We start from the raw sequence: 12,439 nt of genomic DNA, 5'->3' as shown, positions 1-12,439 counted from the left end.
GGGAGATAAAACGTCGTACACCCACTATAAACCCCATAGCGGATGTACGACGGCCCACGACTCATAACTCATCCAGTTCTACTTTTTCACACAGAAACGGTTCTGGCTCCAGCTGATAACCGGCATCTTCCCGGCGCAGTGCTTCCAATGTCAGCATCAGCCCTAAGCCCAAATCTACCTTCGCCCGTAAGCCGAACCGTGCCACTGCCTTACCCGGATCTCCCAGCGAAGAAGCAATATCACCGGTACGGGCTGGTTCAAAGCGAATTGCCGATTCAGAGCCCGCCACCAGCTTCAAGGTCTGGCTCAACTGCAGAATGGATGACATCTGACCGGTTGAAACATTGAATACCGCTGCTTCCTGCCGGTGATTCATCATGGCCGCCACCAGAAAGCGCACCACATCCGTCACAAAAATGAAGTCACGGGTTTGTTTGCCGTCACCAAAAACAGTCAGGGGAATGCCTTTGATAATCCGGTCGATGAAAATTGAGATCACCCCTGAATAGGGAGAATGCGGATCCTGGCGCGGGCCATACACATTGAAGAATCGCATCCCAACAGTGGGTACACCATGTACTAACCAGGCCACACGGGCATGAAGTTCGCTGCCCAGTTTATCCGCCCCGTAAGCACTGATTGGCCGGGGTAAAGTATCTTCGCTCAATGGCACCGAAGCATTGTCGCCATATACCGCTGCAGATGATGCATATACCACCGGCACCGGTTTACCGTTATTGGCGGTACGGGCAGCATCCAGTACATTCACCGTGCCCTGCTGGTTGATACGGTGACAACCAACCCAGTCTGTCGATGAACGTTCAACCGAAGCGACCGCCGCCAGATGGAAACAGCCAACAACCCCCTGCATTGCAGCACGCACCACTTCAGGGTTGGCAACATCACCGATAATCAGTTCTGCGTCATCCGGCAAGTTACCGACACACCCTGTCGACAGGTCATCCAGCACCCGAACCTCGTAACCTTTTTCAAGTAACGAGTCGCACAAGTGCGAACCAATAAAACCACAACCACCAGTCACTAAATATTTCATGGGCTTTCTCCTTTTGCTCTCAACAGAGCGAAAATGAATCGCTGATCTGTACAGTGCAAAAGCCTCGCCAACTCGAAATACACAATTATTTCAATAAGTTAAAAAACACCCTCCGGTTTCAGCTTACAAATTGATTCGCAAAATGCGAAATATCCGCGCAACTTGCTAAACAACCTCGCAATTTAAGCGATTACTGCCTGATAACCGTTAGCCCCCGTCCGTTCAGCCTGATCACATCAAAGCTAACTTCATGATTAACCGACAGTTTTTATCAGCTGGCCATGAAATTGCGTAATTACCTGTATAAAAGCTGCCGGCCTGAATCTGTAACCGGGCTGTCGGTAAAGGAAACACCTCTTATAGAAATGGAAACTGTGACAGGAGATCTGACTATGTCCTTACATGACTGGATCATTTTTCAGCTGATCGACAGCCGCAACAGCGGTGGCATCGAAACCCATATTCTCAATCTGTCCGGCTGGCTGAAGCGCCGCGGTTATCAGACACGGGTCATCTTTATAAAGGATTACGGTCCGCATCCCCTGAAAGATCAGTTAGACGCGGCAGGTATTGAATGGCAGATCAGCCCAGGCTGGCACGGCCTCTGGAAAATGCTGGGCCGTCATCCGTCGATGCTGGCCACCCACGGTTACAAAGCAGGCATTCTTGGCCGCATTACCGCCCGGCTGGCACGGGTACCGGTGGTATCTACCTACCACGCCGGCGATCTGGGGGAAGGCAGACTGAAACTCTACAGTATGCTGGACACCCTCAGCGCCCCCCTGGCTGACAGGGTCATCAGCGTCAGCCCGGAAATTGCCGACCGCCTGCCCTGCGACTGCAGCCAGTTGCCCAACTTTGTGACCACTGAGCGCTACCGCCCCAACACCGGCAAGAAAATTGCTTTTGTCGGCCGCCTGTCCCATGAAAAGGGCCCGGACTGTTTTGCCCAGATAACCGCCACACTTTTTTCCTCCAACACCTCAGCAGCGCACCCGGAAGTAGCCGTGTTTGGTGACGGCCCGATGCGGGCAGAGCTGGAAGCACAATACGCCCATCTGACCTTTTACGGTCAGGTTGATATGCAAGACCACTGGCAGGATATCGGCTTACTGTGCATTACCAGCCGCTGCGAAGGGCTGCCACTGGTTGCCCTGGAAGCAATGGCCCGGGGAATACCGGTGGCCAGCTTCGCGGTTGGCGCTCTGCCCCAGCTGATTAAAGATGATTACAACGGCTGGCTGATTACGCCGCAGAACTTTATCCGTTTTCAGAAAGTGATCCAGAACTGGCTGCAAAGCAGTGAATGCGACCATACCCGCATGTCGATGCTGGCATATCAGACCATTCGTCAGCGCTTCAGCTGCGACGTGGTCGGCCCGAAAATCATCGACGTATACCGTCAGGCGCTGCCGGCGCTGGCCCGGATGGCAGAACGCTCATGAACAGTCGCTTCTTTGCAGCGCTGAGCGCGCTGGCAGCGCTGAATGCCCTGTTACCCGCAGCCCTGACGGCCATTTACAGTCAGGGGCTGCTACAGGCACTGGCAGAAGGTTTTGGCCGCAGCCCGGTCATCTGGCTGAGCCTGCTGATCACTTATCTGCTGTGCCGCAAAGCCCGTCATGAACAGCCGGGGCACCGGCCGGTCAGTCTGAACAGAAGTATCACTGATGCCTGTATTGCCGGGATACTGACTTTAACCCTCCTGCTGCCCATCGCACTGCTCAGCTGGCTGGTATGTGCCGCAGCTGCCATCTGCTGGTTACGGAACAGTCGTCAACCGTACGCCCGGGCGGCAGCCTGGCTGATGATATCGATAGCTGTACGTGAACCGGTTACCCAGCTATTACTGAACGGCTTTACGGATCAGATTCTGGGATTCGACACCTGGTTATCGGCGCTGTTTTTACCCGCGGGTGATCAGTACAGCGTGTCCGGTAACCTGATTAATCAGGCTAACGGCTTCAGCCTGCTGATTCTGACGGGTTGCTCCGCATTTACCAACCTGTCCCTGGCCCTGCTGCTCTGGCTCAGCGTCAGCCTCTGGTACCACCAGCGGCTGAATAAAACAGACCTGCTACGGGCCGGGATACTGTGTCTGGCCGTACTGATAATCAACGGTGTCCGTCTGGCCCTGATGGCCACCGGCCCAGAGCTGTATGCCTATATTCATGATGGCGATGGCATGCTGATTGTCGACGCCCTGCTGTTCATTACCCCGGTGCTCTGTGTAAGCCCGGTCAGAAAAAAACAGCCACAGGCTTCACCCAATACAGACAAACCTTTGCTCACCGGTACAAACACGCCCCCTAAGAATACGGGGCTAAAAGCACCGGCACTGGGCTTACTGGCAACGGCTCTGCTGATCGCACCGGCCATTCGCATCACAGAGATTAATTCGACCGCAGCTGCGACTTCTGTGGCAGCCGATGCGCCAGTGGCTGTTCAGGGTGTGGAAGGATTACCGGTCCGCAAGCTCGGCGAACTGTCACCGGCTAACCGGGGCAACTACCGGGTCAGCGGCTTTGCCCATAACACCTGTAATGGCAGCATTGCCCTGTTACCGCTGGAACGCAACGCCGAAGGCGCCCACATTCTGGAAAACATGCTGGACACCCAGATCAGCCATACCAGCAGACAGGTTACCCGGGGCGTTATTTTTGCCGGAAAACTGTACCCGGAATACCCGGAACTGAAAGTACTGATCAGGCGTATCAGCTTTCAGGTCAGCAGCCTGTCCGGAAGCATCAACCGTATTTTTCAACCTGCCGGCGCCCTGCAATTCACTGCTGAAAAATTTCCCGGCCCGGTGGCTTTTGTGGAGTTCGGCGCCTGCAGGATCGCAGACGAAATCGCAGCCAACTTCACCCTGCAGCAACAGCTCAGTTATTTCGCAAAATGAGAAATACGGTTAACAAACTGATGCTTTTTCGCATTCTGCAATGCGTAAAGTGATAACAGAAACGTACAAACCAATTAAAAACAAGGAGTTAACTATTGGCACAATAACTGCAGATATTACTACAGGCATACCGCCTGTTAAGACAGACAACCATATCTGTCGGTACCCGGGTGCATCTGCACCGGTAAACAAAGGGGATTGCTATGCAAACACACACATCCATTCCGTTCCGAACGCCCGGACAGCGCCGGTATATGATGCGTCTGGGTACACTTCACAGTCTGAGCCAAAAATTTATCGTGCTCAGCTTATTCTGCAGCCCTCTGGCACTGGCAGCCGATGATGCCACTGACACGCTGGTAAACATCGATCTGCCCGCCGGCCTGCTCACGGAGGTCACTAACGCCCTGCCGGAAGGCCAGGACGTTAATCAGGAATTTCTGAATTCTTCTTACAATCCGAACCTGACATTCAATGAAGAGGCACACGTCAGTGTTACCTTTCTGACGGAAGGTGCCGGATACCGCAACTCACTGGGTTACTTTACCTTTGAAGACAACAGCTTCGATAACATCAGCTTCGGCAGCATTGATACCAACAGCTCCGGTAATATCAGCCTTAGTGAATTACAAAACGTCAGTGGCGTGAATGCCGGGATGATCTTCAACAATGTTTCAGCCAGCGGCAGCGGCGGTAGCCTGAATGCCGGTGATACCGTCACTCTGGGTGGGGCAGCCATCACCAATGTGGTCGGCACTGACTTTGAAATGACCGGCGGTGAAACCTTTAGCGAAGGTACCAACATGGGCTTTTTCCTGATCCAGAATGCCTGGAACGGTTCGCAGGTGAAAGGCTGGGATACCGGTCATGACAACCTGGCGATGTACACCATCGACTTCCTTAATCCGGAAAACAGCAGCGACGCTTACATCAGTACCGGTATTGATGAAGACGCCCGGCACGTGGCCATGATGTCCAGCCTGTCAGCCACCAACGACTACATCCTGGGTTTTGAGGATCTGAAACGCCCCTGGGGTGATAACGATTTCAATGACGCAGTTTTCCGTATCCGGACCGACCCGGTCACCGCGATGTTCGCGGACATCCCGTCAACTGAAACCGTCATCAGCATGCAGGCGGCCCCTATGCCGAAACTGGGCAACAGCGCAGCCAGTGTATTGCTGATCCTGCTGGCGGGTATCGGTTTGGCTGTTAAGCAACTGAGTCGCGGACTGGTTTCACGCTTCTCACTGATCCGTTCATAACAGGAGAACATAAACCAAAAACTGAAAAATGGTCTCCCCACTCCTCCCGACATCCCCCCGTCAGGGAGGCACACCCGGCCACTGGCCGGGTGTTTTTTTGCCATCACGCCTTATCACCACGATCACTCACATTCTGTTTTGCAAAATGCGAAAACCCTCACCACACGTTGAATTCAAGCTATATCTGACTTTACAACAACACCATAACTTCATGTTTTAAAACAAATTAACAACTATGGCCTGAATCTCGCAGTAAACCTTCCATACCAGTTTTCACGGAGGGTCAGCACCATGTCAGGCAGATTACACATCAGCAATCCGGTTGTCCGACGGTTTAACAACCTGCCCCAGGCGTTACAGTACAGCCTGATTTACGCGGCGGCACTCGGCCTTTCCAAGGGGCTGGCACTGGTAATGGTGCCGGTCGCCACCCACTACCTGACCCCGGCTGATTATGGCCGGCTCGACGTGCTGCAAACCCTTGCAGACTTACTCAGTATTCTCATCGGTATGGGCCTGGCGGAAACCCTCTACCGCTACGCCGGCAGCGCCGATAATCCTGAAGAACGTAATGCAGCCGCCGCCAATATTTTTGGTATGGCCCTGTGCCTTGGAGGATTTGCCCTGGTGCTTGGTCAGCTATGTGCCGGACCGGTCTCCCGGTTATTACCCGGTGATATCAGCGAAACCGATACCCGTCTGATTCTCTTCAGCCTGGCGTTATGCGGCACCATTCTGGTACCACTTGCATGGTTGCGGATGCAAAATTTTGCCTGGCTGTATCTGGCAGGCACTGCAGGAAGAGTAGCCCTGCAAGTGGCCATCAGCGTCCTGTTACTGACTCTGGGATTCGGTGTCACCGGTGTACTCAGTGCCACCCTGATTTCTGCCATTGTTCTGGCCGCTTATCTGATTTACAAACAGTATCAGGACACCGGTATCCGGTTTGATTTCACCCGCTTCCGCAGTTATTCCGTCTACGGCGGCCCGCTGATTTTTGTCGGCATTGCCGGTTTTGTACTGGGCAGCTTTGACCGCTGGATTCTGGCAGACAGTGTCGGTACCGCAAAAATGGCTGAATATGCGCTGGCCGCCAAGTTTGGCCTGATTACCGCCGTACTGATCCAGCCGTTTGATCTGTGGTGGCACGCCCGCCGCTTCAGCCGCCTGAAGGAAGCCGACGGCCCACAGGCCTGTGCCCGTTTCGCGGCCATCGGCATTATCATTGCCCTGTTCGCGGCCCTGTTTATCACCGCAGCAGGCCCGCTGATGGTCAGGCTACTAACCCCTGAAGCGTATCACGGCGCCATTGACTATATTCCCTGGCTCGCCGCGCTGGCGGCGGTTCACAACATCACCGCTACGCTGAACTTCGGTGCCATGACCCAGCGCAGTACCTGGCGTCCTGCGGCTGTGGACTGCAGTGCCGCAGCTCTGGCGCTCACCGGTTACCTGCTGCTGATTCCCCTGTATCAGGCCTGGGGCGCAATTATCGCCACCAGCATTGCACTGGTAAGCCGTTGTCTGGTCACTCTCTATATCAGCCAGCGGATCCTGCCCTTACCCTATCCGCTACGCCGTCTGACCTTGCTGGTGGTCATCAGCCTGTTACTGATCAGCCTGACACCTCAGCAACCGCTCAGCTGGGCAACACTGGGGCTGTATCCACTGATTTTTACAGCCTTTGTCACTGCCGTTATCAGCAGCGGGCTGATTCCCCTGAGTCTGTTACCGGCAAGACTGCAACAGCGGTTGCATACCCTGCACCGCAAACTGAGCCTGCCCGGCAACACAGGTAAATAATCATGCTGCCTGTTAACCGCCGTCGTACCCAGATCATGCTCGCTGGCAGCTTTCTGCTGCTGATCGCGCTGGTCTGGGTGAAAGTGCCCAGCCCGCTAATCGCCGCCATTGCACTGTTGCCGGCCTGTCTGGCGGCGGGTTTACAGATGCCCTTTTTACTCTGTTTGGCCTTTATTGCCTTTTCTTTTTTCCGCCTCCATGAGGTATTCCCGGCACTGTATCCCCTGCACATTCCCCAGTTGCTGGCATTGGGTACGCTGGGCTCACTGGCGGTTAACATGCTGACCAAACGCATTAATATGTTCTGGAGCCGGGAACTGTCGGTATTCAGCTTCTTCCTGTTTCTGGTGATCATCGGCAGCCTGCTGGCCACCAACCGCAGTGCCGCCATGGGCAGCCTGACCGGCACCTATATCAAGATTGCGGCCATGGTATTCGCGATCAGCTGGTTACTGCGACACAGCCGGCAATTCTTCTGGCTGTTACTGACCATGATTGTTTCCGGTATCTGTGTGGCCATCGTCGCCCTGCGTAATAAACACTTAGGGCTGGAACTGGTGGAAGGCACCCGGGTCACCATCGGCCGCAGTATCGGCTCCATGCTGGGCGACCCGAACGACCTGTCTCTGGTGTTACTCTTCCCTGCCAGTTTTGCTCTGGCCCTGCTGCTGACACCGGGCTTTGGCAAACTCTGGAAACTGTTAGGGCTGATGTGTTTTCTGCTGGTGGCCTGCGCCGTCATCGCCACCCAGAGCCGTGGCGGCTTACTGGGTATCTGTGCGGTCAGCGGCATTTATGCCTGGCACCGGGTACAGAACAAAGCCCTGCTGATCGCCATGGGCGGTGCTGCACTGATGGTACTGTTCGTACTGGCCGGCATCACCGACCGGGCCTCCGGCGGTGCCCACGAAGAAGGCATCGATGAATCCGCCATGGGCCGGATCTATGCCTGGCAGGCCGCGATCGGCATGGCCATACATCACCCGTTAACCGGCGTCGGGCTGAATAACTTTATCTCTAACTATTTCGATTACAGCCCCCACTGGGACGGTAAAAACCATGCCGTGCACAGCACCTGGTTCGGCGTACTGGCGGAAACCGGCCTGCTGGGGTTTGCAGTGTTCATTGCCATCATCATAGCGGTTGCCCGTATCAGCAGCCGCTGCCGCCGTTACTTCGCCCCCGGCAATGGCCACACTGCCCAAACCTATGACCCGGTTCTGTTTGCCTGTGCTCAGTCAGTACAGGCCGGGCTGGCGGGCTTCTGTGTGTCCGGTACCTTCCTGACCATGGGCTTTACCTGGCCCCTGTACATCATGCTCGCACTGGCGGTGGCCCTTTCCCAATACCTGCACCGCCAGTCCAGCGGACGGCTCTGATAACGTCCGGCGGCACCGGGAAAACGCTTACGCCTCGCAAAACTTTTCTCAAAATGCGAAAGCGCACCTTAGCAAGCACGACAAAAACACTAACCGACTGATATTAAAGTAAAAACAAGACTGGCACGGCTTCTGCACTAATGACTGTAACCGTTAAAAGGAGAAATATTATGTGTGGAATTGTCGGATCTATCAGTCATTCAAACGTCGTCCCTGAACTGCTGGACGGCCTGAGCAATATTGAATACCGCGGCTATGACTCAGCCGGCATTTCTGTACAGACAGAAGGCGGTATCTCAACCGTAAAGCAAACCGGAAAACTGCAGGCCCTGCGGGACCTGCTCAGCCAGCAACTGATCAGCGGCCATGCCGGGATCGGTCATACCCGCTGGGCAACCCACGGCGAGCCGAATACCCGTAATGCCCACCCCCACACCAATGATCATGTGGCTGTAGTACATAACGGTATCATCGAAAACCATCATGAACTGCGCCAGTGGCTGAGTGCGGAAGGTTTTATCTTCCAGAGCCAGACTGACACTGAAGTAATCCCCCATCTGATCAGCTATTACTACAGCCGCTGCAATGATCCTGATCAGGCCCTTAATCAGGCGCTGGAACGTTTACAGGGGGCCTTTGCCTTAGGTGTACTGTTCAATGACGATGCCGATCATATCTATGCCGCCCGCCGTGGCAGCCCGCTGGTACTCGGTTGCGGCGATGCCGAAATGAGCCTGGGATCAGATACCATGGCGCTGGGCAACCGCGCTGCGCAGGTTATTTACATGGAAGAAGGTGATCAGGCCCGGCTGGGCCAGCAGGATATAGTACTGGTAGATGCCTTCGGCCGTTCTGTAAGCCGTAAACGGGTGGATAACGATATCGACCATGAACAGACTGGTAAACAGAACCACAGTTTTTACATGCATAAGGAAATCCATGAACAGCCGGACACTGTTGCCCGTACCCTGGTACACAGCTATCACCTGAAGGATCAGCTGGAGCTGGATTTCATGGAGATCGACCGCCTGAGCATCATCGCCTGCGGAACGTCTTACTACGCAGCCATGGTGGCCAAGTACTGGTTTGAGCAACTGGCAGCCCTGCCGGTGGACATCGATGTTGCTTCAGAATTTCGCTATCGCTCACCATTAATGAGCAATAGCGGCCTGGCGGTGTTTATTTCCCAGTCCGGTGAAACCGCCGATACCCTGGCAGCTCTGAAATATGCCCGCAGTAACCAACAGCAAACCCTGGCAGTGGTTAACGTTGCCGCCAGCAGCATCGCCCGAGAAGCTGATATGTCGGTGCAGACCCAGGCGGGCCCGGAAATCGGCGTGGCATCCACCAAAGCCTTCACTGCACAGCTGAGTGTACTGGGCAGCCTGGCCATTCAGGCGGCACAACAACGGCGTCAGTTTTCCGCGGAAATGGCCCGGGCGGCGTTCACCACCCTCGCCGGCGTACCTCAGAAACTGGAGCAGATTCTCAGCATGGAGAGCCAGCTTGAAGCCATCGGTAACAGCCTGACAGATGCCCGCGACGCCTACTTCATTGGCCGGGGCAGCAGCTACCCGATCGCCATGGAAGGTGCCCTGAAGCTGAAGGAAATCAGCTATATCCATGCCGAAGGTTTCGGTGCCGGCGAACTCAAGCACGGACCTATCGCGCTGATCGAAAGCGGCGTGCCGGTATTCGTGATCGCCCCAAACAATGATCTGCTGGAGAAAACCCTTTCCAACATGCAGGAAGTGGTTGCCCGGGGTGGCCGCTGTATCCTGCTCGGCGACAAACACAGCATTAAAGCCTGCGGGGATGATCAGGTGGAATGCATCGAGATACCTGAGTCTGATCCGTTTACCAGCCCGCTGCTGTACGTCGCCGCCCTGCAGCTGATTGCCTATTACGCTGCACTGGCCAAGGGTACCGATGTCGACCAGCCCCGTAATCTGGCCAAGTCCGTCACAGTAGAGTAACCGCCCCATCATTGCCACGCCGGGCAGACCACTGCCCGGCCACAGACTTAAAGGTGATGCCATGAATACACTGCATAACGTCAAACGCTGGGTTAAAACCACCCGCCACCCACTGGGTGCGGCGATCCGCGGACTGCATACCGGCTGGCGTGAATTCGAAGTACCGGCCCTGTCTCCCGTATACAAGCCCCTGCGCCTGTTGCATCAGGCACTGAATCAACTGGCCAGTGAAACCGCCCGGATTCTGTACTGGACGCCAATGTTCCGTACCCGTTTACGCCATGGCCCCCAGGGTCTGGGTAATCAGCTCTATCTGTTCGGCGGCATGCCGCTGGTGCAGGGCAATCTGATCATTGAAATGGGCCGTCACTGCCGGCTCAGCGGCCAGACCACCTTCAGTGGCCGCTGGCGCAGCGAGCAAACTCCGATGCTGATCGTCGGCAATAACGTGGGTATCTCCTGGCAAACCACCATTGCGGTTGGCAGCAAGGTGGTTCTGGGTGACAACGTTCGTATGGGCGGCCGCTGTTTTCTGGCCGGCTATCCGGGCCACCCGCTGGACCCGGTTGCCCGCGCCAAAGGCCTGCCGGATACCGATGATCAGGTGGGTGACATCATTCTGGAACAGGATGTCTGGCTGGGCTCCGGCGTCACGGTTATGAAAGGTGTCACCATAGGCGCCGGTACCGTGGTGGCCACCGCCAGTGTGGTGACCCATGACCTGCCCGCCGGTGTCATTGCTGGCGGCATGCCCGCCAAAGTGATTAAAGCTATCAGTTGCCCGGAACAGGCAGCTGCCGAAAAGGAAGCATTGCTCAGAAAAGAGAGCCGTACAGAAAGCCGTGAACAGTTGCTGACAGAGGAGGACGTCGCATGAATATTGATATGTTAGTGTTTGGTGAAGACTGGGGCGAGCATCCAAGCAGCACCCAGCATCTGATCACCCAGTTACTGCCGGAACAGCAGATTCTCTGGATTAACTCACTGGGGCTGCGCCGTCCGCGCCTGAACAGCGCCGACCTGCGACGGGCCTGGCAGAAAATCAGCAAAATGATCGGCCAGGCCGGTCAGCATCAGGTAACCGCTGACAGCTCTGCAACAGCCAACAGCCTGCCGGAACGGTTACAGATTGTGAACCCGCGGGCCATCTCCTGGCCTGGCAATCCCTTGGCCCGCAGCCTCAGCCGCCAGCTGCTGACCCGGCAACTGCTGCCATTACTGGGGGAATCCGGACAATCCGGCCGTAAATCGCCACTGCTGTGGACCTCTCTGCCCTCCGCCGTAGATGTGGTGGGAAAACTGAATGAGCGGGCCTGTGTTTATTATTGCTGTGATGACTTCGCCGCACTGGACGGGGTTGATCACGGTCCGGTCAGTAAAATGGAACAGGAGCTGGCCAGCAAAAGCCAGCTGATTATCACCGCCAGCTCAAAACTGGCCGCCAAGTTCCCGGACCATAAAACCTGGTTGCTGCCACATGGAGTGGATACCAGCCTGTTCAGCACCCCGGCCCCCCGTGCCGATGACCTGCCCACCGATGGCCCGGTGGCCGGTTTCTACGGTTCTCTTGCCGGCTGGTTTGATCAGCAACTGTTTGCGGTCCTGGCGAAACTGCTGCCTCACTGGACCTTCGTGTTAATCGGCCCGGCCAAAACAGATATTACGACCCTGCTGGCACAGCCAAATATCCGCTGGCTTGGCAGCAAGCCTCATCATGAGCTGCCCCGTTACAGCCAGCACTGGGATGTCAGCCTGCTGCCGTTCCTGCAGAATCCGCAGATTAAGGCCTGTAATCCGTTGAAACTACGTGAATACCTGGCAGCTGGCAGCCCCATTGTCAGTACTGATTTTCCGGCACTGGACGGTTACCGGGACCTGGTGAAAGTCAGCGACTGCGCCGCCGGGTTTGCAGAAGAGCTGGAAGTGATTTACCGCAGCCGGCAAGATCGTAATGCTCTGCGGATGATCCGCCGGCAACGGGTAGAAAAAGAAAGCTGGCAACAACGGGGTCAGGAACTGAAAAGCCTGTTGGACGCACTGTAAAAAAGGGATACATACCG

General features: G+C 55.5%; 9 protein-coding genes. 8 read left to right on the top strand and 1 reads right to left on the bottom strand.

Features of this window, described 5'->3' with window-relative positions:
* Positions 1–61: 61 nt before the first annotated feature.
* Positions 62–1,054, bottom strand: a complete 993-nt coding sequence (locus JYB63_RS01665; RefSeq protein ID WP_205656002.1) for an NAD-dependent epimerase/dehydratase family protein — start codon at positions 1,052–1,054, stop codon at positions 62–64.
* 392 nt (positions 1,055–1,446) lie between these two features.
* Between JYB63_RS01665 and JYB63_RS01660 the strand changes: the two genes are divergently transcribed.
* From JYB63_RS01660 to JYB63_RS01625, 8 genes are all read left to right on the top strand, one after another.
* Complete coding sequence (locus tag JYB63_RS01660) at positions 1,447–2,499, top strand: glycosyltransferase family 4 protein (RefSeq protein ID WP_205656001.1); 1,053 nt, start codon at positions 1,447–1,449, stop codon at positions 2,497–2,499.
* The gene (locus JYB63_RS01655) at positions 2,496–3,956 is read left to right on the top strand and encodes an archaeosortase/exosortase family protein (protein WP_205656000.1); all 1,461 of its coding nucleotides are present in this window, start codon (positions 2,496–2,498) and stop codon (positions 3,954–3,956) included. The genes JYB63_RS01660 and JYB63_RS01655 overlap by 4 nt, the downstream gene beginning before the upstream one ends.
* Positions 3,957–4,159: 203 nt before the next feature.
* The gene (locus JYB63_RS01650; protein WP_243431776.1) at positions 4,160–5,221 is read left to right on the top strand and encodes a DUF4114 domain-containing protein; all 1,062 of its coding nucleotides are present in this window, start codon (positions 4,160–4,162) and stop codon (positions 5,219–5,221) included.
* 291 nt (positions 5,222–5,512) lie between these two features.
* Positions 5,513–7,024 carry a lipopolysaccharide biosynthesis protein gene (locus JYB63_RS01645; protein WP_205655999.1) on the top strand — a complete coding sequence of 504 codons (1,512 nt, stop codon included), beginning with the start codon at positions 5,513–5,515 and terminating at the stop codon, positions 7,022–7,024.
* Positions 7,025–7,026: 2 nt separating this feature from the next.
* On the top strand, positions 7,027–8,403 hold the full coding sequence (locus JYB63_RS01640) for an O-antigen ligase family protein (RefSeq protein WP_205655998.1): 1,377 nt from the start codon (positions 7,027–7,029) through the stop codon (positions 8,401–8,403).
* Positions 8,404–8,573: 170 nt separating this feature from the next.
* Positions 8,574–10,379 (top strand): glutamine--fructose-6-phosphate transaminase (isomerizing), encoded by a 1,806-nt coding sequence (glmS, locus tag JYB63_RS01635; RefSeq protein WP_205655997.1) that lies wholly within the window; start codon positions 8,574–8,576, stop codon positions 10,377–10,379.
* Positions 10,380–10,440: 61 nt separating this feature from the next.
* The gene (locus tag JYB63_RS01630) at positions 10,441–11,256 is read left to right on the top strand and encodes an acyltransferase (protein WP_205655996.1); all 816 of its coding nucleotides are present in this window, start codon (positions 10,441–10,443) and stop codon (positions 11,254–11,256) included.
* Positions 11,253–12,422, top strand: a complete 1,170-nt coding sequence (locus JYB63_RS01625; protein WP_205655995.1) for a glycosyltransferase — start codon at positions 11,253–11,255, stop codon at positions 12,420–12,422. Before JYB63_RS01630 ends, JYB63_RS01625 begins: the two co-directional genes overlap by 4 nt.
* Positions 12,423–12,439: the final 17 nt, after the last annotated feature.

The organism is Aliamphritea spongicola, from assembly GCF_017051665.1.
GTDB classification, from domain to species: domain Bacteria; phylum Pseudomonadota; class Gammaproteobacteria; order Pseudomonadales; family Balneatricaceae; genus Amphritea; species Amphritea spongicola.
The sequence above is the reverse complement of the archived record's forward strand: the minus strand, read 5'-3'. Positions and strand labels throughout refer to the sequence as shown.